A 25,557-nucleotide genomic window follows, 5' to 3' on the forward strand; every position below is an offset into this window, starting at 1 on the left:
CACATTCTTACGCACGTTTGGCTCTTTTCGGCAAGGCCAAGTTCTCGTAGCGTGCTCGCCATGGCCCAAGCTCCCAGCTCCCGGACGCGGATCAGACGCGTGCCAAAGCGCGGCCTCTACGACCGCGCCACGATTGCCGCGATCCTCGACGAGTCGCTCGTCGCCCATGTCGGCTTCAGCGTCGACGAGCAGCCGTACGTGATCCCGATGCTGATCGCCCGCCTCGGCGACCGTGTCTACATGCACGGCTCGACCGCGAGCCGGATGGTCCGCAAGCTCTCGGCCGGCGTCCCCGCCTGCCTGACGACGACGCTGGTCGACGGGCTCGTGCTGGCGCGCTCCGCCTTCCACCACTCGATGAACTACCGCTCGGTCGTCGTGCTCGGGACCGCGACGCTGGTCGAGGGCGCCGACGAGCGCGCCGACGCGCTGGAGGCGTTCACCGAGAAGCTGCTGCCCGGCCGCTGGGACGAGGTCCGCCAGCCCAACGCGCAGGAGCTGAAGGGCACGCGCGTGCTCACGATGGAGCTGACCGAGGCTTCCGCGAAGGTCCGCGAGGGCGGCCCGGTCGACGACGAGGGGGACTACGCGTTCGACGTCTGGGCCGGCGTCGTCCCGCTCGCGCTGACCGCCGGCGCCCCGATTCCCGACGCACGCCTGCGCGCAGGGGTCGAGCCGTCGGCAGCGGTGACCGGCTGGGCCGCCGCCCGCGGCGATCAGACGATCTGCTCGGTCCGCTCAGCCGACTCGAGTGCGTCGTAGAAGGCGTCCTCCCACAACGCAACCGTCTGCGAGATGGTCTCGCGTTTCGCCCACGCTTTCGCGCGCCGAGCAGCGCGAGACCGCTTGAAAGGCGACTTCAACGCTTGCTCGATCTCCTGGTACCAGTCGCCGTCGGCGACGAGCTTGCCGCCCTCCTCCTTGCCGAGACGCTGGTAGGGACCAACCGGTGAAGCCAGCCACGGCACGCCGGCGGCCGCGTACTCACGCACCTTGCAGTTGGAGCGCGAGCGGTTGAAGGCGTTGTCGACGATCGGCGCGAGCCCGAGATCGAAGCTCGCGAGCTTCTTCGTCAGCTGCTCGAAATGGACCCAGTCGGTCCAGCCGTAGCGATCGTCGTCGAGCCCGAGGTCGAGCCCGATCGTGAAGAGCTGGATGTGCGGTTGCTTGTCGAGCAATCGCTCGAAGACCTCCCTGAGCCCGAGCGCCTCGTAGTCGGCCATGTGCTCGACGAAGCCGTGCCAACCGATTGTCAGCCGGTCTGGCTCGGGTGTAGGAACGTCGAGGAAGCGATCGGGAAGGCGGTTGTCGATCACGCGGACGTCGAGCGCGCCGGCCTCCCGCATCCGCTCGCCGAGCGCCTCACTCGGCACCGTCACGAGGTCGAACAACGGCATCAGCGCCAGCGTGCGGTGGAACATGTCGACAGCGGCCTGGATGTAGTCGGGGCTCTTGACCCCTTCGATCAGTCTCCGCGCAGCCGGCGGTATCACGTCCATCGCGTCATCGTTGTCGAACGTCACGACGACGCCGCGCTCTTTCAGCCGCGGGACGAAGGTATCGTCGTCATTGGGCACGAAGCGGTGAATGTGGACCAAGTCGCAGCTGGCGACCTGCTCGAACGCTATCGCTCTCCCACCCACGACCTGTGGAAAGTCGAGCACCTCGTGGCCCAATTCCCGCAGCGCGACCATCGGAGTCACGACCCGGTAATGAGCGTTGATCGTGTCAGGCCGGAAGATTGCACCAATCCGCATCGGCGCAGGCTGACACAGAACTCAAACCGTCGCCAAACTTCGGTTTTACGAAGACGCGGTCTCCTTTCAGGGCTGCAGCCGCGCCCGCTGCCAGACGCCGCCGTCGGCGCGCTCGCGCGTGTAGGCGAAGCGGTCGTGGAGGCGGTTGCGGCGGCCCTGCCAGAACTCGATCTCCAGCGGCGTGACGAGGTAGCCGCCCCACTGCGGCGGTCGCGGCACCTCGGCGCCGGCGTAGCGCTCCTCCAGCTCCGCGACGCGCGCTTCGAGCACGCCGCGATCGGCGACCGTGCGGCTCTGCTGCGACGCCCAGGCGCCGATCTGGCTGCCGCGCGGACGGGTCGCGAAGTAGGCGTCGGACTCCTCCGCGCTCACCCGCGCGACGTCGCCGACGACCCGCACCTGCCGCTGCAGCGGTATCCAGACGAAGGCGAGCGCCGCGCGCCCGTCGCCGTCCGCCTCACCGGCCTTGCGGCTCTCGTAGTTGGTGAAGAACTGAAAGCCGCGCGCGTCGACGCCCTTCAGCAGCACGACGCGGGCCGACGGCCGGCCGTCGGCGGCGACGGTCGCGAGCGTCATCGCGTTCGGCTGCGGCAGGTCGGCCGCCTCGGCGTCCGCGAACCAGCGGCGGAACAGCTCGATCGGGTCGTCGAGCAGATCGGATTCGGTCAGCACGGGTTCCACGCCACAGATCGTGGCAGAGCGGCGCCACCCGCGTGCCTCGCGCACGCGGGTGGCGCGCACCCGCGCCTCGCGCCGAGCCGCGCCGCCGGCTCAGGCCCGCGTCACCAGCTCGACCCGCAGCCCGTCGGGGTCGTGCAGGTAGCCGGCGTAGCAGCCGCGCCCGTACTGCGGCCGCGGACCGGGCGCGCCGGCGTCGCTGCCGCCGTTGGCGAGGCCCGCCGCGTGGGCGGCGTCGACGGCGACGCGGCCGCTCGCCCGCAGCGCGACGTGCCCGTAGCCGGGCGCCGGCGCCAGACCGCGCACGACGACCCACAGCAGCGGCTCGTTGTCGCCCCAGGCGATCGCGTGCGGGCTCTCGAACTGGCGCCGCAGCCCGAGCGCGTGGACGACGGCGTCGTAGAAGCGTGCCGAGCGTGCGAGGTCGGAGACCTCGAAGCCGATGTGGTCGAACACGGCGCTGTTCTACCAGCGCGAGCGGCGCCCCGCCCGCCCCGCGCGGCCGCGCGGCTCGCGCCCGCCCGCGGACGCGAGCAGCCCGGCGCTATCTCGTCGGCCGCTCGACGTCGCGGTGCGCCAGCTCGACGAGGTAGTCGCCCTCGGCCTTGTAGCGCTTCGCGAGCTGCTCGCTGATCGCGACCGAGCGGTGGCGGCCGCCGGTGCAGCCGATCGCGACCGACAGGTGCGACTTGCCCTCGGCGACGTACTGCGGCAGCAGGTAGTCGAGCAGCGGGAAGAGCTTCTCGTAGAAGGCGTCAAGCGCGCCGTCGCGGTTGACGTAGGCGGCGACGTCCGGGTCGCGGCCGGTCAGCGGGCGCAGCTCCGGCTCGTAGTGCGGGTTCGGGAGAAATCGGACATCGAACAGCAGGTCGGCGTCGCGCGCGGGGCCGTGCTTGAAGCCGAAGCTCTGGAAGGTGACGGCGAGACGGCCCGGGGTGCGTGTCGGCAGCAGCGCGTCGGCGAGCTTGCGGCGCAGCATCGCGGCATTGAGACCGGTCGTCTCGATCACGACGTCGGCGCGCTCCCTCACGGGCGCGAGCAGCTCGCGCTCACGCGCGATGCCGTCGGCGACGGTGCCGCCGGGCGACAGCGGATGGCGCCGGCGCGTCTCCTGATAGCGCGTCAGCAGCGTCTGCTCGTCGGCCTCGAGGAACAGCACGCGGTAGTTGACGCCGGCTCTCTCCAGCTCTTCGAGGACCGCGACGAGGCCGGCGAAGTAGCTGCCGCCGCGCGCGTCGGAGACGACCGCGGCGCGCTCGACCTTCGAGCCCGCGTGCATGAACAGGTCGGCGAGCGATCTGATCATCTCCGGCGGCAGGTTGTCGACGCAGAAGTAGCCCTCGTCCTCGAAGGCGGCCATCGCCGTCGACTTCCCAGCACCTGAGAAGCCCGTGATGACCACGAGGTCGTTGAGCGCAGGACTGCGGACGTCCGCCTGCTCCGGGGTCTCTTCCAACCGGGGTGCACCAGGGTGCAGACGGTCTCCGAGCCTGGCGGGCTTGGAGACGCTCATGGCCTCATTGTGACGAAGCGGCCGGCGGGGCGTGTGAAGGTCCAGTTGCAGGCCGGGCGGGGCATCAATGGCCCGTCTTGTTGATCTGCAGGTAGAGGTCGCGCGCGACCTTGCCCGGCAGGCCCGGGACCGCCTCCAGCTGCTCGCGCGAGGCGGCCAGGAACGCCTCCGGCGAACCGAAGTGCTTCAGCAGCGCGCGCTTGCGCGCCGGGCCGACGCCGGGGAGCGCGTCGAGCACCGATCTCGTCATCGCTCTGTCGCGGCGGATGCGGTGGTGGCCGATCGCGAAGCGGTGCGCCTCGTCGCGTATCCGCTGCAGCAGCTGCAGCTCGGGCGTGTCGTGCGGCAGCACGATCGGCTCCGATCTGCCCGGCAGGAAGACCTCCTCGATTCTCTTCGCGAGCGAGACGATCGCGACGCCGCGGCGGGCGAAGCCGTCGAGCACTTTCATGCCGGCCGACAGCTGCCCCTTGCCGCCGTCGATCACGAGCAGGTTGGGCAGCGCGGCGAAGCTGGCGTCGTAGCCGTCGTCGTGCGGCGAGCGGTCGTGCTGGCGCTCGTACTGGGCGAGCCGCCGCGACAGCACCTCCTCCATCGAGGCGAAGTCGTCGGGGACGCCCTCCGTGCCCTCGCGCAGGGTGAAACGGCGGTAGTCGGCCTTCTTCGGCGCGCCGGCCTCCATCACGACCATCGACGCGACGGTGTGCGTGCCGCCGACGTGCGAGATGTCGAAGCACTCGATCCGCAGCGGGATCGTGTCGAGCCCGAGCGCGGACTGGAGGCCGTCGAGCGCGTCGACGCGCTGCTGGCGTCTGCGCTCGGAGCGCAGTCTCTCCTGGTCGAGCTGGAGGCGGGCGTTGCGCTCGGCCAGCTCGAGGATGCGGCGCTTGTCGCCGCGCTCGGCGGCGCGCAGCTCGACCGCGCTGCCGCGGCGCTCGGCGAGCGCGGCGGCGATCGTCTGCTCGCGCTCGGCCAGCTCTCTCTGCACGATCAGCAGCGGCGGGATCATCAGCGCGCTGCCGTAGTACTGGAGGATGAACGCCTCGGCGACGGCGGCGATGTCGTCGCCGGTCTCGTTCTCGAGGTAGAAGCCCTGGCGGTCGGAGAGGACGCCGTCGCGGACCTGGAAGACCTGCGCGTTGGCGTCGTTGCCCTCGACGGCGATCGCGATCGCGTCGAGCGTGCCGACGGAGGCGTTGGTGACGCGCTGGCGCTCCAGCAGCGAGCGGATCGATCTGAGCCGGTTGCGCTCGCGGGCGGCGTCCTCGAACCGCTGCTCGGCGGCGGCGTCGCGCATGTTCGCCTCTATCGCCGTCTCGATCGCGCGGTAGCGGCCGGAGAGGAAGTCGATCACGCCGTCGATCGAGCTGCGGTACTGCTCTCTGGTGACGTAGCCGACGCAGGGCGCCTCGCAGCGCTTGATGTAGTAGTCGAGGCAGGGCGAGCCGCTGCGACGGCCGGGCTCCGGGCCGTCGCAGCTGCGGAACATGAAGATCTTGCCGAGCAGGTCGAGCGTGTCGCGCACCCGCTTGGCGTTCGAGTACGGGCCGAAGTAGGCGCGCTGTCTGCGGTGGCGCTCGCGTGTGAAATAGACGCGCGGATAGTCCTCGTCGAGGCTGATCCCGATGTACGGATACGACTTGTCGTCGCGCAGGCGGATGTTGAAGCGCGGCTTGTACTGCTTGATGAAGTTCTGCTCGGCCAGCAGCGCCTCGGCCTCGGTCGTGACGACGAGCGAGTCGATCCGGTCGATCATCGGCAGCAGGTCCCGGCCCATCTGCGTGCTCGGGTTGGAGAAGTGCGAGGCGACGCGCTTCTTGATCGACTTCGCCTTGCCGACGTAGATGACCGTGCCCTTGACGTTGCGGAAGAGGTAGACGCCCGGCTGGTCCGGCAGCGACCGCCGCTGCTCCGCCAGCCGCTCAGCGCGCGCGCTCGCCTTCTCCGCCGCGCTCACCCCGCCGTCGCCGGCGTCCCACCCGTTTCCGTTCGCCGTCGCCATTCGCTCCGTCGAGGATAGGTGAGCGCCGGGCGTGAGCCCGGCCTGGCGCCCGCTGCCCGCGGGGCACTCGATCAGCCAGGCCTGCGCGACCGATGACGACCGACGACGACCATCCCGAGCTTCGTCCCGATCAGCACGGCGGCAGCGGAGCAGACCAGCGCGATCTGGACGCCTCTCGGCCACGCGAGCAGGTTCGCCACGAACGTCAACGGATACGGCACCAGAAGAAAGGCGACCAGCGCAACCGCGGTGGAGCTTTCATCGAGTTTCTTGACTTCCATGCTAAAGCCCCTTTCTACCGGTTAATGGTGTTAAGTCGACGAACCCCCATGCGACCGCCGCGACGCCGCCGCCGATGAAGCTGCCGGTCAGCGTCATGCTCATCTGACCAACCTGACCTCGTAGCCGGCGCCGAGGCCGGCGCTGTCACCGGCGCCGCCGAGCAGGCCAAAGATGCGGGCGACGTAGGCCTGCGTCTCGGGATAGGCCGGGATGCAGCCGCAGCCGCTGACGGCGCCCGGCCCGGCGTTGTAGGCGGCGAGTGCGAGCGGGACGCTGCCGAACTGCCGCAGCAGGTCGCGCATCATCCTGCCCTGCGCGTCGATCGCCGCGGTTGCGTCGAACGGGTTGTCGAGTCCGTACGTGCGCGCCGTGCCGGGCATGAACTGAGCGATCCCCTGCGCTCCTGCCGGCGAGACCGCGAACGGGTTGAAGCCGCTCTCGGCGTACAGCTGCGCCGCCAGCAGCGCCGCCGAGACGTTCCAGCGCTGCGCCGCCGCCGAGATCGCAGGCGCGAACTGCGCAGGCACGAACGACGGCATCGCACCACGACCGTCGCCTCCTCCGCCGTAGCCGACGGAGGTCGTGCCTGCCGCCAACGTGTAGCCGTAGTGCCACGGCTCCCACGACATCCGTCTGACGAAATGGAAGCCGCCGGCGTTGGCTGCCAGCCAGCCGTAGGCGCTCTCGGGGCCGAGGTCCAGCTCGGTCCCGAGGCGGTGGAGCGATCTGCCGGGTGGCGCGACCCATCTCGGATCGGGATGAGCGGCGAACAGACGCGCCTGCTCGGCGCTGCTGCGCCAGCCGCTGGTGATCGTCAGCGCGACGCCGTCGCGGGCCGCCGCGGCCGCCATGCGGTCGAAGGCGATCGCGACGTCTGGCCGCATCGGCTTGCCTTGGCGGTAGGCGAGCGGGCCGCTGTAGTCACCAGGGCCGGCGCCGAGCGCGGCTGTCGCCGCCGACGGCGACAGCTCCGCCTCGGCGACGGCGTCGACCGCGGCCTCGCGACGTTCGCCGCCGGCCTTCACGACCGCCGGATCGGTGACGGTAACGCGGATCCGCGTCGGCGCGAATGCGGCGCCGTCGGGGAAGGCGACGGAGATCCGCTCGGCGCCGTTGAGCCGCGCCGTCGCCTCCGCCCGTCTGCGCGCGAGCGCGAGGTACGTGTCACGCGAGAGGTGCGACGGGTTCGGGACGCGACCGATGTACGCCGGCTGGAACAGCCGCGGATAGACCGCGCGCATCGCCCGCGCTCCGCCGAGCGCACCGAGGTCGGCCGCGCGCTGGTTGTCGCCTCTCTCCCCGAGCCCCGCCGCGATCCCACCGAGCACGACCGCGCCGACCAGCACCACGCACATCACAGCCACCAGCAGCAGCGCCGCCTGCCCGCGCTCCTCACGCGCGAAGCGGCGCCCCGGCCGCGCCGTGCCGATCGCCGCTGCCTCTCCGCGGATGACGATCTGCCCACGCATTTCCGCCCGATTGAGCGCGTGCATCGCCGCCGGCCCGCTCATCGCAGCCCCTCCCTCACGCTGAGCGCAACTACCGCGACGACCGCCGCGCGCGGGGCGCGCAGGCCGGCGAGCGCGGCGGCTGCGTCGAGCCGCCGCGGCGCGGGCATGGCCGCCGCCGGCAGCCCGAGCAGCGCGAGGCTCTCCAGCGTCGCGGCGGCGAGCGGTGTCGCGGCTGCTGCCGGCAGCACCACGACGACGCCGTCGTAGCAGACCAGCGCGCGGTCGAGCTGGTCCGAGCGGGCGCCGCCGATCCCGATCACCGCCGGCAGCCCGCACTTCCGCGCGGCTCGCACGAGCGCCGCACCGAGGCTTTCGGCCGCATCCGCATCGGCGCCGCCGGGATCGCCTCCGGCCGGCTCGCGACCAGCGCGGGCCGCATCCGTTTCGGCGCCAGCCGGATCGCCTCCGGCCCCCTCGCCATCGGCCGGGGCCGCGTCGCGGTCGCTCGCGAGCCAGACGAGCCGGCCGCAGGCGCGAGCGGGCAGATCGTCGCGGCGCAGGCGCGCGGCGGCGGCGACGCTCGCCGGCAGGTGAAGCAGGCCGCTCGGTGGCGCACCCGCGACGCAGGCGGTGAGCGCGGAGCGGGTGCCGCACGCGGCAGCGAGCGCCAGTGCGACGGCAGCCGCAGCCGGTTGCGGCGCCGCGGCAGCGGTCAGCACCGCGACCGTCGGCCGCGGATGGCTGCCGCGGCGGGTCGCCGGCGCTGACGCCGAGACCGCGAACAGGTCGCCGAAGCCGACCAACGCCTCGCTCATGGCACCAGCACGCTGCGAAGGGATTCGCCAACGCCGATTGACACGCCGCTCATGGCACCAGCGCCCTGAGAAGGTCCGCCAAAGCCGATCGACACGCCGCTCATGACGCCGGCCCCGCGTCGGCGGTGGCGGTCGCGCGCAGGCGGCTGCCGAGTCCGGGCAGCAGCGACGGCGGTGTCAGCGTGACACGAACGCGGGTCGCGGTCGCGTGCACGTCGATGCGGCCGCGGGCCCAGCCGGGCACGGCCGCTCTCGCCGCGGCGACGCCGTCGCGCCCTTGCGCGATCGCGACCGCAGCGCTGTCGGCGGCGTGGTCGGCCAGCTCGGCGGCCGCGCCGGCGGCAAGGGCCTGCAGCATCGCGATCGCGACGATCCCGAACAACGGCAGCAGCGCGACGAACTCGACCGCCGCCTGGCCACGCTCGTCACCCCGCGAGCGCCGCGCCGCACGCCAGACGCCAGCGCGCCAGCCGCAGAGCCGCCAGCCGCAGAGCCGCCAGCCGCAGGAACGCCGAGCGGGGGCTCGCCAGCCGCAGAGCCGCCAGCCGCAGAGCCGCCAGCCGCAGGAACGCCGAGCGGGGGCTCGCCAGCCGCAGAGCCGCCAGCCGCAGAGCCGCCAGCCGCAGGAACGCCGAGCGGGGGCTCGCCAGCCGCAGCGTCGCCAGCCGCAGAGACGCCGAGCGGGGGCTCGCCAGCCGCAGCCTCGCCGGCCGCTGGCGCGCCGCCGAGCGCGGAGTCTCCACCCGCGGACGCAAGGACGCGCGGGGGTGCTGAGACGCGTCATCGCTGCTCCTCGAAGCGGGCACGGGTGGTGACGCTCGTGAGCGTGCCGCCGCCGATCGCCGCCGGGATCGCGAGCACGAGCGCGATCTCGCCGTCGTCGCCGCGACGGACGCGCAGACCGTGCTCGAAGCGGCCGGGCAGGACGCCGCGAGCGGCGCGCAGGGGATCGGCGCCGACCGCTTCGGCGCGAGCGGCGGCGCGAGCGGCGCCGCCGGCGAGCCAGATCGCCGCGCCCGCGAGCGCGACCTGCCACAGCAGCGCGAGCGCGAGGCCGACGAAGGGCAGCAGCGCCGCCAGCTCGACCGCAGCCTGACCATCGGCCCGGCGAGCGTTCGAGAGGGCCGCGGAGAGGGCCGCGGAGAGGGTTCGTGGAGGGCGCGGAAAAGGCATGCCCGCACCCTCGCAAGCGGGCCTGCAACAGCTCTAGAGCCAGTTTGCGACGTCTCTGCGCAGGCGCTGCGACAAGTGAGCCGCGGGCGCGGCCTCAGCCGCCGCGCAGGAGCGTCGTCGGCGCGACGCCGGTCAGCTCGTGGCAGTCGCGCGCGAAGTGCGGCTGATCGGCGTAGCCGGCGTCGGCCGCGATGCGGCCCAGGCCGCCGGAGAGCGCCCGCGCGGGATCGCTCCAAGCGGCTCTCAGCGCCCGCTGCAGCCGCAGCACGCGCGTGAGCGTCGCGGGTCCGTAGCCGACCGCCGTCCGCAGCCGTCGCAGCAGCTGGCGCTCGCTGACGCCGAGCGCCGCAGCGAGGTCGCGGGCGCGGGGCGGGTGGCCGGGGACGCTGGCGAGGCCCGCCGCACGGGCCCGCCCGGCCGGCCCGAGGTCACGCGCACGGGTGTCGCAAGCACCTCCGAGCGCGCCGACCGCCGCCAGCGCGAGCCGGTCGACCGGCGGCGTGTCCGCGCGGCGGGCCAGCAGCGCGCGCTCCAGCAGGTCGAGCTGCTGCGGCGCGGAGCCGGCCTCCGCCAGCGCCGCTTCCAGCGGGGCGACCGCCGCGGCGCCCCACAGCTCGGCGAGCGGCACGCGCGCGTCGCGCAGCGCGGTCAGCGGCAGGCCGAGCGGGCCGGCTGCGGCGCCGGTCGCGAAGCGCAGGCCGACGGTCGTCGAGCCCGGCGGCAGCGCGGCGATCATCGCCCGCGTCGCGGGCCCGGCGACGACCAGCTCGCGGCCGGCGACCCAGACGACGTCGACGCAGCCGTCGGGCACGACCCGCTGCCGGCGCGCGGGCGCGACGTGCTGCTCCCAGCGGCAGGCGAGCAGGTCGCGCAGCTCCGCGCGCGGCGGCAGCTCGCGGTAGACGGAGGCGGGCGACACCCCGGCGTCCGCAGCGTGTGGGAGCGGCGCCGGGTCAGTACTCGCGCGCGGCACGGAAGACGTAGTAGACGCCGTAGACGGCGGCTGCCACGAGCGCGAACCAGGCGACGGTGCCGCCTGCTCCGGAGTTCCACATCCGGCTCGCCGCCACCAGCAGGAAGGTGACGAGCGCGGCGCAGCCGTAGAGGATCGCGCGGTTGCGATCGCCGAGGCCGTAGAGATCGAGCCTCCGTTCGCGGAACAGCCTCACCGCGAGGTAGGCGAGCGCCGTGAACATCACGATCGAGAGGATCTGCGTGATCACGTTGCTGGTGCGCCCACCACCGGGGATGAACGCGACGCCCGCGGCGAGCGCGAGGATGATCACGACGTTGCGGACGGCCTGGGTCATCGCTCACCTATTGCAGCACAAACGCAGACCGGCCGGGCGTCGCAGCGACGCCCGGCCGGTCTGAAAGACGGAATGGATCGGCTCGCGCCGGATCAGCCGATCGACGCGAAGTCGTTCGGCAGCACGTCCGGGATGCTCGTCTCCAGCGCATCGCCGGCCGAGCCGTCCTGCGCGCCGGCGCCGTCGGCCGGCTCCGGGGCGAAGCGGTAGCCGACGCCGAAGTGCGTGTGGATGTAGCGCCACTGCGGTGAGGCGCGCTCCAGCTTCTGCCGCAGCTTGCGCACGAAGACGTCGACCGAGCGGTCGCCGTGGGCCATCGCGTAGCCCCACACGCGCTGGTAGATCGCCTCGCGCTCGAGCACCTGGCCGGCGTTGCCGGCGAGCAGGCGGATCAGCTCGAACTCGCGACGCGTCAGGTCGAGGCTGCGCGAGCCGACGAAGGCCTGGAACTGGTCGGGCTTGATCGAGATCTCGCCGGCCTCGACGATCGGGCGCTCGACCGGCGGGGCCGCCAGCCGGCCGCGGCGGACGATCGCCTCGATGCGGGCGACCAGCTCCTCCGGGTGGCAGGGCTTGCCGAGCCAGTCGTCGGCGCCGATCCGCAGCGCGCGGACGCGCTGGGCGACCGTCGACGGGCCGGTGCAGACGATCACGGGCAGCGCCGGCAGCGCCGCGCAGACCTGTTCGAGGTACGCCCAGCCGGGAGCACCCAGCACGGCGAGGTCGATCACGAGCGCGCCGAGGCGCATCGAGACCAGCTCGTCCACCGGCACCGCGCCGGTCAGGATCCGCTGCTGCCAGCCGCGCGCACGGACGCGCTTCTCGACCACTTGAAGGAAACCACTGTCGCCATCGATGATGGCGAGACGCAAGGGGGCCGTCCGCGACCCCGGGGCGTGTGACTCGTCATGGGGGGTAGCCACACCCGCGGTATAAGCCGTCTTCATGGTGAGCAGGAGTCTAACGGCGAGCGGCGGCGGCTGAAGCCCGCTGTGACGGCTGATAACACGCCGTTCACATCTTTCGCCCCAGACCCCGGAACAAGCCGGATGAACCTCACCAAAGCACGGAACGGAGTTCGTTCCGGGGCCGGAACCCCGGAACGTGGACGGGCCGCCGCAGCGGGCGGCCCGGAACTCAGTCGAGGCGGACCTGCGAGGCGTCGGAGAACTCGCGGAAGAGCCCTGTGACGACGAACGCCGTCTGCTCGCCGATGTCGACGGCGTTGTCGCCGATCCGCTCCAGACAGCGGGCGACGAGCGTCATGTGCATCGCCCACTCGCGCAGCTCCGGCTCGTCGCCGATCTCGACCGAGCGTGCGAAGATCCCGCGGTTGAGCGCGTTGACCTCGCGGTCGAGCGCCACCAGCTCCTCCGCCAGCGGCAGGTCGCGTGAGGCGAAGGCGCGCTTGGCCTGCAGCGTCTGGCCGCGGACGCAGGCGCCCATCCGCGCGATCAGGTCGAGCAGCTGACGGTCGCTCGGCGGCTCGGCGCCGTCGAGCGGGACGAGCTTGGCTATCGTCACGCACTGGTCGCCCATCCGCTCGATGTGGCGGATCACGTGCAGCAGCGAGGCGACGACGCGCAGGTCGCCCGCGACCGGCGCCTGCAGCGCCAGCAGCGAGAGGATCGCCTGGTGCGTCTCCAGGTAGCGGCCGTCGATCCGGTCGTCGTCGGCGACGACGATGCTGGCGAGCTCGTCGTCGTGGGTCATCAGCGCCTCCAGGGCGCGATCGACCGCGGTCACGACCATGTCGAGACCTTCCAGCGTCTGACGCTCGATCTGCTCGAGCTGATCGCGGTACTCCTGGCGCATCTGGACCATGTGGACGGTCATTGTCCCCTCCCCGCGCTTTTCAGGCGCGCGTAAGCAGCTCCGCGCTGACCGTCGCGAGTCGCAGCGGCTCCGGCCGGTGACCGGAGGCGATCTCCATCACCAGTGGCGCCGCATGCTCCCGCAGCAGCGGCGCAAGCGCCCGCCAGGGCACCGTGCCCCGGCCCGGCGCCATGTGCAGGTCGAGCCGCAGCGGCATGATCCCGGGAGGCGTCCCGGGGCCGCGGCGGACTCCAAGGTTGTCGTGCAGGTGGAAGAGCGCGACGTCGTCGGCGACCTCGTCCAGCACGTCGACGAGCGCGTGGCCGTCGAGCTGCGCGGTGACGTGCGCATGGCCGACGTCGAACGCCATTCCGACGGCCGGCGAGTCGAGCCGCCGCACGAGGTCGCGGACGAACAGCGGCGCGTGCGCGGGCTCGCGCTCGTCGGCGCCGATCGGATAGGCCGGCGCGAGGTTCTCCAGCGCCAGCCGCAGCCCGGCGCGCTCGGCCAGCGCGGAGCCGCGCAGCAGCGCGACCTCCTCGCGCTCCAGCTGCTCCTCCCCGGCCGCGCGGCCGGCGTGGAGGACGACGATCGCCGCGCCGACGCGCTCGGCGCAGCCGAGCAGGCCGGCGAGCGCGGCCGCGTGCTCGCGGACGGAGAGGTCGAGCGCGTCCGGCGCGTGCAGGACGACGCGCAGGCCGGTCGGCGCGAGCACCGCGCGCAGGCAGTCGGACCAGTGGCGGGCGCTGGTCGCGTCGGCGAGCATCGCGACCGGCGGCGCGTGCAGCTGCACCCAGGCGTAGCCGCAGGCCTCCAGCCGCTTCAGCTCAGGCGCGGTCGGCCACGCCTCGCGCGAGACCGCAAGCCCCAGCCGCCCGTCGAGCGGATGCTCGCCGGAGAGGCCTGCGAGCCGCTGCGGAGAGCGCGGGCGGTCGGTCGCGACATCGGACATGGCGCGACGGTACGCGCGCTGACAGATCGGCGTGTGTTACCGATGTGACCAACTCGTGACGGCACGGTGAACGTGTCGCGAACGTCCCGCAACCTGAGGCCCGCGAACGTGTTCGCGGGCCTGTCGAGATTCGTCCCGGGCCTCAGCCCGCGACGGCTTCGTAGCGCGCGTACAGCTCTTCGACGGCGCGTCTGGCGGCGGCGTGCCGCTCGCTGTTGGCGGCCGATCTGCCGGCGTCGGCCCAGGCGTCGGGATCGGCCAGCTCGACCTCCAGCTCGGTCAGCGCCGTCTCCGCCTTCTCGATCTCGCGCTCGAGCTTCTTCGCCTCGCGCTGGGCGTTCTTCGACAGCGCCGGCTTGGCGGGCGCGGGCGCGGCGGCCTTCGCGGCGTTCTTCTTCGCGCCGCCACCGCCGCCGCCGTTGGAGGAGCCGCCGTTCGACGACGCCTTCGGCTTCTTCCCGCCCGCCCGCTCTCTCGCCGCCAGCTCGGCCGCTCTGCGCTCCTCGCGCACGCGCAGGTAGTCGGCCCAGCCGCCCTCGTAGGAGTTCAGTCTGCCGTCCTCGATCGCGACCGTGCGCGAGCCGACGGCGTCGAGCAGCGCGCGATCGTGGGAGACGAGCAGCAGCGAGCCGTCGAACTGCTCGAGCGCGTCCTCCAGCGCCTCACGGCTCTCGACGTCGAGGTGGTTGGTCGGCTCGTCGAGGATCAGCACGTTCGCGCCGGAGTTGACGAGGATCGCCAGCGACAGCCGCTGGCGCTCGCCGCCGGAGAGGCCGTTGAGCGGCTTCTGCGCCTCCTCGCCGGAGAAGAGGAAGCGGCCCAGCAGCGCGCGCGCCTTGTTCGGCGTCAGTCTCGTCGCGCGCTGGCAGGCGTCGAGCACGGAGCCGGTCTCGCCGAGGTTCTCGGCGTGCTGGGAGAGGTATCCGAGTCTGATGTTGTGCCCGGTCCGGAGCTTGCCGGCCGGCAGCGGCCGCTGCCCCGCGAGCGTGTCGATCAGGGTCGTCTTGCCGGTGCCGTTGGGGCCGACGAGCGCGACGTGCTCGCCACGCTCCAGCCACAGCTCGGCTCTCTCCAGCAGGACCTTGCCGGGGACCTCGATGCGGCCCTCGTCCAGCTCGAAGATGACGCGCCCGGCGCGCTCCGTTCTCGCGAACTGGAACGACAGGCCCTCCTGGTCGCGCGGGTCGCGCTCGATCCGCTCGATTCTCTCCAGCCGCTTGACGCGCGACTGCGCCTGTCTCGCCTTCGTCGCCTTCGCGCGGAAGCGCTCGACGAACTTCTCCAGCCGCTCGATCTCGGCCTGCTGCTTGTCGATCGCGCGGCCGAGCGCCAGCTCGCGCGCCGCCTGCTCCTGACGCCACTTGTGCCACGGGCCGGCGAAGAAACGCGAGCGGCCGGCCTCCAGCTCCAGCACGGCCGTGCCGACCGACTCCAGGAACCAGCGGTCGTGGGCGACCAGCACGATCGCCGAGTCCATCGAGATCAGGTACTGCTCCAGCCACTCCAGCGAGGCGATGTCGAGGTGGTTGGTCGGCTCGTCCAGCAGCAGCAGGTCGGGCGCGCCGGCGAGCGCGCGGGCAAGCGAGGCGCGCGTCAGCTGACCGCCGGAGAAGGTCGACAGCTCGCGGTCGAGCGCGTCGTCTCTGAAGCCGAGGCCGTGCAGCATCGACTGGGCGTTGTCGCGCCAGCGGTAGCCGCCGAAGTGCTCCAGCCGGGCCTGGGCGCGCGCGTAGGCGTTGAGCGTCGACTCCTCGTAGTCGCCGTCGGCCATCCGCTGCTCCAGCCGCGCCAGCTCCTGCTCGACCGCGACGATCTCTCTCGCGCCCGACAGCACGTAGTCGCGCAGCGTCAGGTCCTGCTCGCGCGGCGGCCGCTGGTCGTGCAGGGCGATCTTCGCGCCCTTCTGATGCGACAGCTCGCCGACGTCGATCGACGCCTGCCCGGCGATCATCCGCAGCAGCGTCGTCTTGCCCGCGCCGTTGCGGCCGGACAGGGTCATGCGGTCTCTGCGTTCGAGCTTGAACGAGATCCCGCGCATGAGCGGGGAGCCGGCAACGTCCTTGCCGATGTCTGAAGCGATCACGACGGCCATCGCTCCCCATGGTAGGCGGGCTGACGCGCGCGGGCGGCCTGGCAGCCGACGGGGCGCTTCCGGCGGCAGGTCCGTTATTGTTCGGCGCCTCATGAAGCGCACCAGCAAGCGGCTCCTCACCACGCTCGTCGCGACGAGCCTCGTCCTGTTCCTGACGGCGCAGAGCGCGATGGCGTCGATAGACCACGGCGGCGTCTCCGGCCAGGGCCTCTACGGCGAGACGAACGACAGAGTCGTCACCAACGCGGGCTTCATCGTGATCGCCTTCTTCCCGCTGCTGATCTTCGTCCTCAGCATGGCCCAGTGGCGGCTGGACAAGCGCAGAGACGCGCGCAAGGCCGCGATAAAGGCCCGCAGGGGCTCCGAGGACTGGAGAGGCGGCTGGTGAGCAACTCGCCCTCCGCGAGTTCCCACTGACCTGTCGGGTTCCACGCGCTGACGTGGAACTCGCAATGCGAGGCACAGCGCCGCCCACCGGGCGGCGTTTTCTGTTTCTTGTGCGCTTCGGCTCCCCCGGGGTAGGGTGGTTCTCGACCCAGGGAGGAGCGAGATGAACTACTTCGTGACCGGTGGAACCGGTCTGATCGGCCGACGCCTGTTGGAGCGCCTGCTCGTTCGCGACGGCGTCGGCGACGTCTACGTGCTCGTGCGACCGGCGTCGGTCGAGAAGCTCGCGGCCCAGACCGAGAGACTCCCCGGCGCGGAGCGGATCAGACCGATCGCCGGCGACCTCGCGCAGCCGAACCTGGGTCTCTCCGACGAGGGGATCGAGACGCTGCGCGGCTCGGTCGACCACTTCTTCCACCTCGCCGCGGTCTACGACATGACCGCCGGCGAGGAGAGCAACCGGCTCGCCAACGTCGAGGGCACGCGCCACGCGGTCTCGCTCGCGAACGCGCTCGAGGCCGGCTGCTTCCACCACGTCTCCTCGATCGCGGCGGCCGGCAGATTCAAGGGCCTCTTCCGCGAGGACATGTTCGACGAGGGCCAGAAGCTCGACCACCCGTACCACCGCTCGAAGTTCGAGTCGGAGCGGATCGCGCGGACACAGGCGTCGATGCCGTGGCGCGTCTACCGGCCGGCGATCGTCGTCGGCGACTCGCGCACCGGCGAGATGGACAAGATCGACGGGCCGTACTACTTCTTCAAGGCGATCCAGAAGCTGCGCAGCCTGCTGCCGCAGTGGTTCCCGCTCGTCGGCCCGGAGCTGGGCTACACGAACATCGTGCCGGTCGACTTCGTCGCCGACGCGCTCGACCACATCGCCCACCAGCCCGACCTCGACAACCGCGCCTTCCACCTCGCCGACCCGCGCCCGCAGCGCTCGGGCGAGGTGATGAACGAGTTCGCCGCCGCCGCACACGCGCCCCAGCTGGCGCTGCGGATCGACCGGCGCCTGACGCAGGCGCTGCCGAAGGGCACGATCTCGATGCTGATGAAGCTGCCGGCCGCCAAGGGCGTGCGCAGAAGCTTCCTGTCGGACTACGGGATCCCCGACGAGGTGATCGACCACATCGCGCTGACGGCCCAGTTCGACACGCGCGACACCGAGCGGGCGCTGGAGGGCAGCGGGATCGAGGTGCCGCCGCTGTCGTCCTACGCGACGAAGATCTGGGACTACTGGGAGCGCAACCTCGACCCGGACCTGTTCAGAGACCACTCGTTCGAGGGCGCCGTCAACGGCAAGACGGTCGTCATCACCGGCGCGTCGAGCGGCATCGGCCGCGCGGCCGCGTTGAAGATCGCACGCGCCGGCGGGATCCCGCTGCTGGTCGCCCGCTCGGCCGACAAGCTCGAGGAGACCAAGCGCGAGATCGAGGCGCTCGGCGGCTCGGCCTACGTCTACACCGCCGACCTCTCCGACACGAGAGCGATCGAGCAGCTGACCGAGCGGATCTTCGCCGACCACCCGGCCGTCGACGTGCTCGTCAACAACGCCGGCCGCTCGATCCGCCGCTCGATCGCGCTCTCCTACGATCGCTTCCACGACTTCGAGCGGACGATCCAGCTCAACTACCTCGGCACGATCAAGCTGATCATCCAGCTGCTGCCGCACATGCGCGAGCGCAGAACCGGCCACGTCGTCAACGTCTCCTCGATCGGCGTGCAGACGAACCCGCCGCGCTTCTCCGCCTACGTCGCCTCGAAGGCGGCGCTCGACGCCTTCACGCGCGTCGTCGGCTCCGAGACGATCGGCGACGGCGTCTCCTTCACGACGATCCACATGCCGCTCGTGCGGACCGCGATGATCGCGCCGACGAGAATCTACGACTCGTTCCCGACGATCTCGCCCGACGAGGCGGCCGACCTGATCTGCGAGGCGATCCGCTCCAAGCCGAAGCAGATCAACACGCGCCTGGGCACCTTCGGCGAGGTCGCCTACGCGCTCGCGCCGAAGGCGGTCGACCAGATACTGCACATGGCCTACAAGGTCTTCCCCGACTCGGCGGCGGCGAAGGGCGCGGTCGACCCGGCCGAGCACGCCTCGACCGAGCAGGTCGCGCTCGCGCACCTGATGAAGGGCGTCCACTGGTGATCGAGGTCGAGCGGCGGTGAGGCTCTACCGCGCGGCCTTCTCGACCAACTGCGAGCGGGTCGCGCTGGCGCTGGCGCACAAGCGGCTGGAGGTCGAGTCGGTCTGGATCGACTACGGCGACCGCTCGCTGGTCGAGCGGGTCAGCGGCCAGGGGCTGGTGCCGGTGATCGACGACGGCGGCGCGATCGTGCACGACTCGCCGGCGATCCTCGCCTACCTCGACGCGCGCTACCCGCAGGCGCCGCTGTACCCGGCGGAGCCGGCGCGCCGGGCCGAGCTGGAGACGTTCGTCGACTGGTTCAACCTCGTCTGGAAGCGCTGGCCGAACGCGATCGCCGAGGAGCTGGAAGGACGCGTGCCGCCGGACGAGCGCACGATCTCACTGGCGGCGTTCCAGCTGGAGAGCGCGCTCGACCGCTTCACCGCGCTGCTCGACGGGCGCGACTTCCTCTTCGGCGACTTCTCCGCCGCCGACTGCATCGCCTACCCGTTCGTGAAGTTCGCGGGCCGGCGCGACCCGGCCGACGACGAGCTGTTCCACGTCGTGCTCGACGAGCGCCAGCGGCTGGGGCCGCAGCACGCGCCGCTGGCGGCGTGGATCGAGCGCGTCGCGGCGCTGCCGCAGGTGTGAGCGACGCTCAGATCGTGAAGACCTGCACGAGCCGTCTCTCGTGCTCGGCGTCGATCCGCGCGATCACCTCGACGTGCTCCTCCAGCCCGGAGCCGCGCAGCTTCGTCGCGAGCAGCTCGTCGACCTGGAAGATGCCGGCGCTGTTGTTCATCGCGATCTCGATGCGGACGGCGCGCCCTCTGCCGGGGACGATTCTGACCTCCTCGATCGCGTAGGCGGAGAGCGAGTGGATGTTCTGGTGGCCGGCCTCGAACGGGACGCGGCTGCGGCCGCGGGCCATGTCGAGCGCGTCGGCGACGCGGACGATCCCGGCCTCGATCGTGAACGGGTTGCCGCGGCGGCGGTGGCCGATGATCGCGTGCATCGTCTCGGCGACGACGATCGAGCGCTCGGGTTCGCCGTAGACGTCGGCCAGCAGCGACGGCAGCTTGTCGGCGGTGAGGAAGAGGCTGTACTCCTCGTGGTCGGCGCGGTGGACCGTCATGCCGGTGTCGTGGAACAGCGCGCCGCCGGCGATCACGACCTCGGCGTCTCTGTCGCTCATCCCGTAGTCGGCGACGACGTTCGGCACGACGCCTCTGCGGAACAGCAGCCGCGCCAGCCGGATCGCGCTGTTGAGGACGATCTGGATATGGATCCACGAGTGGTCCGACATGCCGAGCCGGCGGGTCGCGTTGACCGCCGCGACGTGCCACCACGCCTTCACCTGGTCGTCCGCGTTGACGGCGTCGATCAGCCCTTCGAGCTTGCGGTTGCCGCGGCTCGGGACGCGGATGCGGACGTCCCCGATCGCCTCGCGCGGCAGCCGGTCGGAGGGATCGACCTGCACCGCCGGCACCTCGATCGCCGGCGTCGAGGCGTCGGCGATCGCGCTCTCCGGCGCGTCGGCAGCAGCGGTTCTGGGAGCGCGGCGGCGGGGTGGCATGAAGCGGAGGCTAGCGGGCCTCCCCGAAGCTTCCACGTCCTCAGCTCGGCTTCCAGCTCCGCAACGGGGTCGCTCTTGCGAGGGGCCCGACTCTCGATCGTGCTCATGACAGTCACCTAAGCGCCTTCAGATTCGTTTCTCAAGCCATCACCAGTCATCTGGTGTGTCGCGCCCGACGACTCGTGTGCCGGCGTCTCCGGTGCACCGGCATCGGCCACGATCTGCGCCGGTTCATGTGCTGCGGCAGTCGTCGCGGACGAGGAACGGGAGGCCGGGGAGGCGGGTCCAGGCGGCGAGCAGGTCGAGGCCGCTGGTCGTCTGCTTCCAGCCGAGGCCGACGCCGAGGCCGATCTCGGCGCCGTACTGGCGGGCGGAGGCGCGCTTGCGGTAGGCGCGCAGGTCGATCTGGCCGGCGCGCTCGAAGCGGGCGCCGAGCGTGGCCGCACGCTGCGGCAGGTCCGGCAGAGCGGCCGGGTCGGCGAGGGCGGCGACGAGCGCCGAGGCGGCGGCGAGGTTGGCGGGGTCGCTCAGGTCGAGCGACGCCTCCAGCTCGACGAGCGCGCCGCGCAGGAGGTCGGCCTGCGCGCTCCCGCCGCCCACGCCGCTGCCGCCCTGCGAGCCGGCTCTGCGCGCTCTCGCTCTTCCCGCCAACGCCGCGTGGCCGGCGGCGTTGGCGGCGACGCTGACGGTCAGCGAACGCGGTGTGCCGTCGGCGGCGCGGGCGATCGCCAGCACGCCTCCGCCGCCGATGCCGCCGTCGACGGCGCCGACCGGCAGGTTCAGCTGCGCGAGCAGCGAGCCGTCGACGCGCACGTAGGTGGTCGTCGCGCCGTCGCGGGCGCGGCGGCGGCCGAGCACGCCGCTCAGCTGGCCGCTCGCCGTGCCGCTGCCGAGCAGCTGGTCGAGTCTGGCCGCCGCACCGGCCTCCTCGTAGGTCGCGTCGGGCGGCGGCAGCTGGGCGTGCGGGCGCCAGCCGACCGCGTCGCAGAGCAGCGAGCAGCGGCTGCGGACCTGGTCGACGAGCTTGCCCTTCGTCGTCGCCTTGTCGCCGTAGCGGGCGATGAAGTCGAGCGCCGCCGCCTCGTCGGGCAGCACCCACGAGCGACCCGAGCCCCACACGACGCCCACGCCCGCTCTCGCCTTCGCGCCCGCCTCGGCGCCGCCGGCTGCCGCGCCCGCGCCGGCCTTCCAGACGGCGCCGGCGTCACTGCCGTCCGCGAGCGTGACGACGACCGTGCCGTCGGAGTTGCGGACCGCCTTGAGCGTCTGGCTGCTGCCCAGCTCGACGACGCCGATCGTCTCCCCCAGCCGCTCGACGCGGTCGTCGCGGGTCAGCTGACAGGGGGCGAGGTCGTCGCTGACGGCGATCAGCCGCGGGCACGGGCCGGGTGCGACGGCGCAGATGCCGCGTTGCAGCCCACGCAGCACGCTCGCGCCGACGCCGCTGGCGCTGATCCCCGCCAGCGCCGCGAGCGCGATCGCCATCACCGCCAGCAGCGCGACGTACTCGTTCGTCGCCTGGCCCCGTTCCTCGCGCAGTCGTCCCATCGCTCCACCATTGCGCGCCGGACGCCCCGAAACCGCCCGTCACGCGGGGGTTTTTGCAAAGGCTGCGGAGAGAATTCGCAGATTGCGGCAGCGTTGCCGCCATTCGCGCCGTCAGGCGGAGGGGCGGCGGGCGAGCTGTTCGAGCACGAGGCCCTCGCGCAGCCCGCCGTCGGCGACCGTCAGCGGGCCCATCAGCGCCGCCGCGGCCGCGAGCAGGAGGATGCCCGCGGGCAGCAGCCGCACGCGCTCCAGCGCCAGCTCGTGAACGGCAGCGACGCGCTCGGCCGGCACTGCCGCGAGACCGTCGACCGCCGCCGCCAGCGTGTCGGCGTCGAGCAGCGGCCCGACCAGCCGCGCGAGCGAGGTCGCGCTGCCGCCGACCGCGACCGCGCGCGTCACCGGCGGCGCCTCGACCCCGTCCAGCGCGGCCGCGATCTCGCCGCGGATCGCGTCGAGCACGGCATGCGAGGGCGGATCCTCGTGCAGGTGGCGGTCGGCGAGGTCGCCGGAGCCGAGCGGCAGCGAGCGCGACCAGGAGACGCCGCCGGCGCGCGTGCCGACGATCAGCTCGCTCGAGCCGCCGCCGACGTCGACGACCCCCAGCGGCGCGTCCGGCGCGGCGTCGCGACAGGACCAGGTCGCGCCCGCGAACGCCAGCCGCGCCTCCTCCTGCGCGCTCAGCAGCTCGATCTCGACGCCCGCCGCACCCGCCACCGACGCGCACACCTCAGGCCCGTTGGAGATCCGCCGCAGCGCCGCCGTCGCGACCGCGCGCAGCATCTCCACGCCCGCTTCGCGCGCGGCGCGCACCTGCCCCGCGACAACCTCGGTCAGCTCCTCGACGACCTCCGCGGCGAGCGGCTCGCCGGGCGCGCAGCGTCTGCCCAGACGCGTGAAGTGACGCTCCTGCACGAGCGGCAGCAGCCGCTCGCCGTCGAGCGAAGCGACCAGCAGACGGGTCGTGTTGGAGCCGATGTCGATGCAGGCCGCGCGCACGAAAGCAGCAGGCTAACCGGCGCGGCGAGAAGGTGACGGGCCCACCGCGGACTGGTGTCGACGCCGTTTGAGGCATCATGGAGGTTCGTGAGCAGCAGCGACATGGCGATCGAAGTCCGCGGACTGCGTAAGAGCTACGGCGACAACGAAGCGGTCCGAGGGGTCGATTTCTCGGTGCGTCGTGGCGAGGTCTACGGACTTCTCGGCCCCAACGGCGCCGGCAAGACATCCACCGTCGAGATCCTCGAGGGATACCGCGAGCGGACCGCCGGCGAGGTCAGCGTGCTCGGATTCGATCCGCAGCAGCGTCCCCGCGCCCTGCGCGAGCGCGTCGGCATCGTGCTCCAGTCGAGCGGCATCTACCGGCACGTCACGGTGAAGGAGGCGCTCGAGCACTTCGCCGGCTTCTATCCCGACCCGCGCGACGTCGACGAGGTCGTCGAGCTGGCCGGCCTGCGCGGCAAGGAGAGCGCCCGCACGCGAACGCTCTCCGGCGGCCAGCTGCGGCGGCTCGACTTCGCGCTCGCGCTGATCGGCGATCCGGAGCTGATCTTCCTCGACGAGCCGACGACCGGCTTCGACCCGCAGGCCCGCCGCGGCGCCTGGGACACGATCCGCTCGCTGAAGGCGCTCGGCAAGACCGTCCTGCTGACGACGCACTACCTCGACGAGGCGCAGGTGCTCGCCGACCGCGTCGCGATCATCAAGGACGGCAAGATCCTCGTCGAGGGTGCGCCGAGCGAGCTGGGAGCCGGCAGCGGCGCCGTCAGCTACCGCGTCGCGTGGCGCAACGGCAGCGGCCTGCTCAACCAGCAGGAGACCGACGACCCGACGACCTTCCTGCACGAGCTGACCGCGGCGGCGCTCGCCAGAGGCGAGAAGCTCGACAGCCTCAGCGTCACGCGGCCGACGCTCGAAGACGTCTACATGGAGCTGACCGCCTGATGTCCGCGCTGACCGCGACCCACCCGGCGCCGAGCTTCGCGACGCTCGCGTGGCGCCAGTACCGGCTCGAACGGCGGATGTTCTGGCGCAACCCGAGCGCCGCCTTCTTCAACTTCATGCTGCCGCTGCTGCTGCTCGCGATGTTCGGCGCGATCTTCAGCTCCAACCAGGACGACCTCGACGTGATCGTCCCCGGCATCGCCGGCATGAGCGTCGTCTCCACCACCTTCAGCGCGCTCGCCTACAACATGACCGCGATGCGCGAGAACGGCGTCATGAAGCGGATGCGCGGCACGCCGATGCCGAGCGGCGCCTACCTGCTCGCGATCGCCGGCCACTCGGTCACGAACACGGCGCTGCAGATGGTGCTGATCATCGGCTCCGGCAAGCTCTTCTTCGGCGTCGACTGGCCGCCGCAGCCGGTCGAGCTGCTGCTGTTCGTGCTGCTCGGCGTCGTCTGCTTCGCCTCGCTCGGCGTCGCGCTGTCGCACGTGATCCCGAACAACGAGTCGGCGCCGGCGTACGTGAACGCGATCTTCCTGCCGCTGATCATCGTCTCGGGCGTCTTCTACGACGCCGCGGACGTGCCCTCGTTCCTCGCCGGCATCGCCCAGGCGCTGCCGCTGACGCACCTGATCGACGGCCTCTCGGCCGCGATGGTGACCGGCTCCGGGATCGACGACCAGATCTCCTCGATCGGCGTGATCGTCGCCTGGACGGTCTTCGGCGTCGCCTTCGCGATCCGCGGCTTCAGCTGGGAAGCGCGCCGCAACTGACGCACGGGAGTGGCGCGTCGCCGCTCCACCTGGTTCGATTCAGCGATGTACCCGATCGTGTTCGAGGCTGACTACCAGGAACGCCAGAGCCGCCTGACGACCTTCTTCCGCGGGATCGTGGCGATCCCCTGGGTGCTCCTGTCGATCTTCTGGACGCTCGTCTGGTTCCTCTGCAGCGGCCTCGCGTGGTTCTGCATCCTCTTCACCGGCCGCTACCCGCGCCCGCTCTACGCCGCGGTCACGGCGAGCGTTCGCTGGTGGGCGCGCTACCTGGCGTGGGTCTCGCTGATGACGGACGAGTGGCCCGGCTTCGGCGGCGGTCCGGCGCCCGGCTACCCGATCCGCGCGCTGATCCCGGAGCCGCAGGAGCGGTACGACCGCGGGCTGGTGCTGATCCGCGGCATCCTCGTGATCCCGGTCTACGTGATGATCTGGATCTACAGCAACGTGCTGGTGCCGCTGATCGCCTTCGTGCTGTGGTTCACGATCGTCTTCGCCGGCAAGGCGCCGCGAGGCCTCTGGGACGTGCAGCGGATGGCGATCTCCTACATGACGCGCGGCTGCGCGTACTGGGGCCTGCTGACCGACAGATGGCCGCCGCTGAGCGACAGCGGCGAGGACATGCTGCCGCCCTCGCCAGCGGTGCCGCCGCAGGCGCCGGCACCGCCGCAGAGCGCCTACTTCGGCGGCTGAACGACGACGAACGCCGGCGGCGGCTCCCCGCTCAGCCGGCCGGGGTACGCCGCCAGCGGCGAGCGCGCGAAGTCGTCTCTCAGCAGGCCGTACATGGCGACGTCGTGGACGCTCTCGCCGTGGCGGTGCCAGCTGCGCAGGACGCCCTCGCGCACGAAGCCGACCTTCTCCAGCGCTGCCTGCGAGCGGCCGTTCTCGACGTCGGCGTAGGCGCCGACGCGGTCGAGCCCGAGGTGCTCGAAGGCGAGCCGCGCGACGAGCGCCTTCGCCTCCGTGTTGGCGCCGCTACCCCAGAAGCTGCGGCCGAGCCACGAGCCGACGATCGCGCGCCGGTCGCGGTGCGAGAACTCGACCAGGCCGGTGACGCCGATCGGGCCCCGCTCGTGGTCGACGATCAGCACGTCGAGCTGCTCGCCGCGCTCGCGCTGGCCGGTCAGCCGCTCGATGTAGGCGAGCGGCTGCTCGATGCTCGTGTACGGACCCCAGGAGAAGAATCTCGTCACCTGGGGATCGCTGGCCAGCTCGAACAGCGCCGGCGCGTCCGCCGGCGTCGCGAGCCGCAGCGTGAGGTTCGGTCCCGTGATCTCCACGGCGGCCGATGCTACGGGATCGCCACGAGGTGTCAGGGTGCGGCGCGCGCGATCACTACACTGGGCCGCCGTGACAG

General features: G+C 72.1%; 28 protein-coding genes. 7 read left to right on the plus strand and 21 right to left on the minus strand.

The window, feature by feature from the left end:
* Positions 1–60: 60 nt before the first annotated feature.
* Positions 61–762 carry a pyridoxamine 5'-phosphate oxidase family protein gene (locus tag Q7L73_RS19550; protein ID WP_304691271.1) on the plus strand — a complete coding sequence of 234 codons (702 nt, stop codon included), beginning with the start codon at positions 61–63 and terminating at the stop codon, positions 760–762.
* Here the strand turns inward: Q7L73_RS19550 and Q7L73_RS19555 are convergent.
* From Q7L73_RS19555 to Q7L73_RS19635, 17 genes are all read right to left on the minus strand, one after another.
* The gene (locus Q7L73_RS19555; RefSeq protein ID WP_304691272.1) at positions 717–1,694 is read right to left on the minus strand and encodes a hypothetical protein; all 978 of its coding nucleotides are present in this window, start codon (positions 1,692–1,694) and stop codon (positions 717–719) included. The two genes, Q7L73_RS19550 and Q7L73_RS19555, sit on opposite strands and share 46 nt — an antisense overlap.
* 129 nt (positions 1,695–1,823) lie before the next feature.
* Positions 1,824–2,438, minus strand: a complete 615-nt coding sequence (pdxH, locus tag Q7L73_RS19560; protein WP_304691273.1) for a pyridoxamine 5'-phosphate oxidase — start codon at positions 2,436–2,438, stop codon at positions 1,824–1,826.
* Between the two features lie 90 nt (positions 2,439–2,528).
* Positions 2,529–2,891 (minus strand): VOC family protein, encoded by a 363-nt coding sequence (locus Q7L73_RS19565; protein WP_304691274.1) that lies wholly within the window; start codon positions 2,889–2,891, stop codon positions 2,529–2,531.
* 88 nt (positions 2,892–2,979) lie between these two features.
* The gene (rapZ, locus tag Q7L73_RS19570; protein WP_304691275.1) at positions 2,980–3,891 is read right to left on the minus strand and encodes an RNase adapter RapZ; all 912 of its coding nucleotides are present in this window, start codon (positions 3,889–3,891) and stop codon (positions 2,980–2,982) included.
* Positions 3,892–4,012: 121 nt separating this feature from the next.
* Positions 4,013–5,950: an excinuclease ABC subunit UvrC gene (gene uvrC, locus Q7L73_RS19575; RefSeq protein ID WP_304691276.1), complete on the minus strand. Its 1,938-nt coding sequence runs from the start codon at positions 5,948–5,950 to the stop codon at positions 4,013–4,015.
* A gap of 71 nt (positions 5,951–6,021) precedes the next feature.
* On the minus strand, positions 6,022–6,231 hold the full coding sequence (locus Q7L73_RS19580) for a hypothetical protein (RefSeq protein WP_304691277.1): 210 nt from the start codon (positions 6,229–6,231) through the stop codon (positions 6,022–6,024).
* 99 nt (positions 6,232–6,330) lie between these two features.
* Positions 6,331–7,701 carry a transglycosylase SLT domain-containing protein gene (locus tag Q7L73_RS19585; protein ID WP_304691278.1) on the minus strand — a complete coding sequence of 457 codons (1,371 nt, stop codon included), beginning with the start codon at positions 7,699–7,701 and terminating at the stop codon, positions 6,331–6,333.
* Between the two features lie 38 nt (positions 7,702–7,739).
* Positions 7,740–8,498, minus strand: a complete 759-nt coding sequence (locus tag Q7L73_RS19590) for a hypothetical protein (protein ID WP_304691279.1) — start codon at positions 8,496–8,498, stop codon at positions 7,740–7,742.
* Between the two features lie 100 nt (positions 8,499–8,598).
* Positions 8,599–8,856 (minus strand): hypothetical protein, encoded by a 258-nt coding sequence (locus Q7L73_RS19595; protein ID WP_304691280.1) that lies wholly within the window; start codon positions 8,854–8,856, stop codon positions 8,599–8,601.
* 67 nt (positions 8,857–8,923) lie between these two features.
* A complete protein-coding gene (locus tag Q7L73_RS19600) occupies positions 8,924–9,241 on the minus strand; it encodes a hypothetical protein (RefSeq protein ID WP_304715617.1) in 318 nt (105 codons plus the stop codon).
* Positions 9,242–9,278: 37 nt separating this feature from the next.
* On the minus strand, positions 9,279–9,671 hold the full coding sequence (locus Q7L73_RS19605) for a hypothetical protein (protein ID WP_304691282.1): 393 nt from the start codon (positions 9,669–9,671) through the stop codon (positions 9,279–9,281).
* Between the two features lie 94 nt (positions 9,672–9,765).
* On the minus strand, positions 9,766–10,590 hold the full coding sequence (locus tag Q7L73_RS19610; RefSeq protein ID WP_304691283.1) for a helix-turn-helix transcriptional regulator: 825 nt from the start codon (positions 10,588–10,590) through the stop codon (positions 9,766–9,768).
* Between the two features lie 34 nt (positions 10,591–10,624).
* Positions 10,625–10,981: a hypothetical protein gene (locus Q7L73_RS19615; protein ID WP_304691284.1), complete on the minus strand. Its 357-nt coding sequence runs from the start codon at positions 10,979–10,981 to the stop codon at positions 10,625–10,627.
* A 92-nt stretch (positions 10,982–11,073) separates the two neighbouring features.
* On the minus strand, positions 11,074–11,928 hold the full coding sequence (locus Q7L73_RS19620) for a response regulator transcription factor (protein ID WP_304691285.1): 855 nt from the start codon (positions 11,926–11,928) through the stop codon (positions 11,074–11,076).
* 190 nt (positions 11,929–12,118) lie between these two features.
* Positions 12,119–12,805 carry a phosphate signaling complex protein PhoU gene (phoU, locus tag Q7L73_RS19625; protein WP_304691286.1) on the minus strand — a complete coding sequence of 229 codons (687 nt, stop codon included), beginning with the start codon at positions 12,803–12,805 and terminating at the stop codon, positions 12,119–12,121.
* Positions 12,806–12,836: 31 nt separating this feature from the next.
* A complete protein-coding gene (locus Q7L73_RS19630; RefSeq protein WP_304691287.1) occupies positions 12,837–13,748 on the minus strand; it encodes a sugar phosphate isomerase/epimerase in 912 nt (303 codons plus the stop codon).
* A 142-nt stretch (positions 13,749–13,890) separates the two neighbouring features.
* A complete protein-coding gene (locus Q7L73_RS19635; RefSeq protein WP_304691288.1) occupies positions 13,891–15,840 on the minus strand; it encodes an ABC-F family ATP-binding cassette domain-containing protein in 1,950 nt (649 codons plus the stop codon).
* Positions 15,841–15,931: 91 nt separating this feature from the next.
* Here Q7L73_RS19635 and Q7L73_RS19640 point away from each other — a divergent pair, with 91 nt between their 5' ends.
* From Q7L73_RS19640 to Q7L73_RS19650, 3 genes are all read left to right on the plus strand, one after another.
* Positions 15,932–16,228, plus strand: a complete 297-nt coding sequence (locus tag Q7L73_RS19640) for a hypothetical protein (RefSeq protein WP_304691289.1) — start codon at positions 15,932–15,934, stop codon at positions 16,226–16,228.
* Between the two features lie 162 nt (positions 16,229–16,390).
* Positions 16,391–18,376, plus strand: coding sequence for an SDR family oxidoreductase (locus Q7L73_RS19645; protein WP_304691290.1), 1,986 nt, complete (start codon positions 16,391–16,393; stop codon positions 18,374–18,376).
* Positions 18,377–18,392: 16 nt separating this feature from the next.
* Positions 18,393–19,007, plus strand: a complete 615-nt coding sequence (locus Q7L73_RS19650; RefSeq protein WP_304691291.1) for a glutathione S-transferase family protein — start codon at positions 18,393–18,395, stop codon at positions 19,005–19,007.
* Between the two features lie 7 nt (positions 19,008–19,014).
* On the opposite strand, the gene Q7L73_RS19655 is transcribed toward Q7L73_RS19650, so the two are convergent.
* The 3 genes from Q7L73_RS19655 to Q7L73_RS19665 all read right to left on the minus strand — a co-directional run bounded on the left by Q7L73_RS19655 (position 19,015) and on the right by Q7L73_RS19665 (position 22,476).
* Positions 19,015–19,932: an HD domain-containing protein gene (locus Q7L73_RS19655; protein ID WP_304691292.1), complete on the minus strand. Its 918-nt coding sequence runs from the start codon at positions 19,930–19,932 to the stop codon at positions 19,015–19,017.
* Between the two features lie 231 nt (positions 19,933–20,163).
* Complete coding sequence (locus Q7L73_RS19660) at positions 20,164–21,480, minus strand: hypothetical protein (protein WP_304691293.1); 1,317 nt, start codon at positions 21,478–21,480, stop codon at positions 20,164–20,166.
* Between the two features lie 111 nt (positions 21,481–21,591).
* Positions 21,592–22,476, minus strand: a complete 885-nt coding sequence (locus Q7L73_RS19665) for a hypothetical protein (protein WP_304691294.1) — start codon at positions 22,474–22,476, stop codon at positions 21,592–21,594.
* Between the two features lie 102 nt (positions 22,477–22,578).
* Between Q7L73_RS19665 and Q7L73_RS19670 the strand changes: the two genes are divergently transcribed.
* From Q7L73_RS19670 to Q7L73_RS19680, 3 genes are read left to right on the plus strand one after another with little or no spacing between them, the layout of a single operon-like run.
* Positions 22,579–23,421, plus strand: coding sequence for an ABC transporter ATP-binding protein (locus Q7L73_RS19670; protein ID WP_370552407.1), 843 nt, complete (start codon positions 22,579–22,581; stop codon positions 23,419–23,421).
* Positions 23,421–24,197, plus strand: coding sequence for an ABC transporter permease (locus Q7L73_RS19675; RefSeq protein ID WP_304691296.1), 777 nt, complete (start codon positions 23,421–23,423; stop codon positions 24,195–24,197). The genes Q7L73_RS19670 and Q7L73_RS19675 overlap by 1 nt, the downstream gene beginning before the upstream one ends.
* 45 nt (positions 24,198–24,242) lie before the next feature.
* Positions 24,243–24,890, plus strand: a complete 648-nt coding sequence (locus Q7L73_RS19680) for a DUF4389 domain-containing protein (RefSeq protein ID WP_304691297.1) — start codon at positions 24,243–24,245, stop codon at positions 24,888–24,890.
* On the opposite strand, the gene Q7L73_RS19685 is transcribed toward Q7L73_RS19680, so the two are convergent.
* Positions 24,875–25,480: a GNAT family N-acetyltransferase gene (locus Q7L73_RS19685; RefSeq protein ID WP_304691298.1), complete on the minus strand. Its 606-nt coding sequence runs from the start codon at positions 25,478–25,480 to the stop codon at positions 24,875–24,877. The two genes, Q7L73_RS19680 and Q7L73_RS19685, sit on opposite strands and share 16 nt — an antisense overlap.
* Positions 25,481–25,557 lie beyond the last annotated feature (77 nt).

It is taken from the genome of Conexibacter sp. CPCC 205762, from assembly GCF_030646155.1.
Taxonomy (GTDB): Bacteria; Actinomycetota; Thermoleophilia; order Solirubrobacterales; family Solirubrobacteraceae; genus Conexibacter.

Coding starts and splice junctions, on each gene's coding strand:
- Q7L73_RS19550 (WP_304691271.1), top strand. CDS start 61: ATGGCCCAAGCTCCCAGCTCCCGGACGCGGATCAGACGCGTGCCAAAG.
- Q7L73_RS19555 (WP_304691272.1), bottom strand. CDS start 1,694: ATGGTCGCGCTGCGGGAATTGGGCCACGAGGTGCTCGACTTTCCACAG.
- uvrC (WP_304691276.1), bottom strand. CDS start 5,950: ATGGCGACGGCGAACGGAAACGGGTGGGACGCCGGCGACGGCGGGGTG.
- Q7L73_RS19580 (WP_304691277.1), bottom strand. CDS start 6,231: ATGGAAGTCAAGAAACTCGATGAAAGCTCCACCGCGGTTGCGCTGGTC.
- Q7L73_RS19585 (WP_304691278.1), bottom strand. CDS start 7,701: ATGCGTGGGCAGATCGTCATCCGCGGAGAGGCAGCGGCGATCGGCACG.
- Q7L73_RS19590 (WP_304691279.1), bottom strand. CDS start 8,498: ATGAGCGAGGCGTTGGTCGGCTTCGGCGACCTGTTCGCGGTCTCGGCG.
- Q7L73_RS19595 (WP_304691280.1), bottom strand. CDS start 8,856: ATGCTGCAGGCCCTTGCCGCCGGCGCGGCCGCCGAGCTGGCCGACCAC.
- Q7L73_RS19605 (WP_304691282.1), bottom strand. CDS start 9,671: ATGCCTTTTCCGCGCCCTCCACGAACCCTCTCCGCGGCCCTCTCCGCG.
- Q7L73_RS19615 (WP_304691284.1), bottom strand. CDS start 10,981: ATGACCCAGGCCGTCCGCAACGTCGTGATCATCCTCGCGCTCGCCGCG.
- Q7L73_RS19620 (WP_304691285.1), bottom strand. CDS start 11,928: ATGAAGACGGCTTATACCGCGGGTGTGGCTACCCCCCATGACGAGTCA.
- phoU (WP_304691286.1), bottom strand. CDS start 12,805: ATGGTCCAGATGCGCCAGGAGTACCGCGATCAGCTCGAGCAGATCGAG.
- Q7L73_RS19630 (WP_304691287.1), bottom strand. CDS start 13,748: ATGTCCGATGTCGCGACCGACCGCCCGCGCTCTCCGCAGCGGCTCGCA.
- Q7L73_RS19635 (WP_304691288.1), bottom strand. CDS start 15,840: ATGGCCGTCGTGATCGCTTCAGACATCGGCAAGGACGTTGCCGGCTCC.
- Q7L73_RS19640 (WP_304691289.1), top strand. CDS start 15,932: ATGAAGCGCACCAGCAAGCGGCTCCTCACCACGCTCGTCGCGACGAGC.
- Q7L73_RS19645 (WP_304691290.1), top strand. CDS start 16,391: ATGAACTACTTCGTGACCGGTGGAACCGGTCTGATCGGCCGACGCCTG.
- Q7L73_RS19655 (WP_304691292.1), bottom strand. CDS start 19,932: ATGCCACCCCGCCGCCGCGCTCCCAGAACCGCTGCTGCCGACGCGCCG.
- Q7L73_RS19660 (WP_304691293.1), bottom strand. CDS start 21,480: ATGGGACGACTGCGCGAGGAACGGGGCCAGGCGACGAACGAGTACGTC.
- Q7L73_RS19670 (WP_370552407.1), top strand. CDS start 22,579: ATGGCGATCGAAGTCCGCGGACTGCGTAAGAGCTACGGCGACAACGAA.
- Q7L73_RS19675 (WP_304691296.1), top strand. CDS start 23,421: ATGTCCGCGCTGACCGCGACCCACCCGGCGCCGAGCTTCGCGACGCTC.
- Q7L73_RS19680 (WP_304691297.1), top strand. CDS start 24,243: ATGTACCCGATCGTGTTCGAGGCTGACTACCAGGAACGCCAGAGCCGC.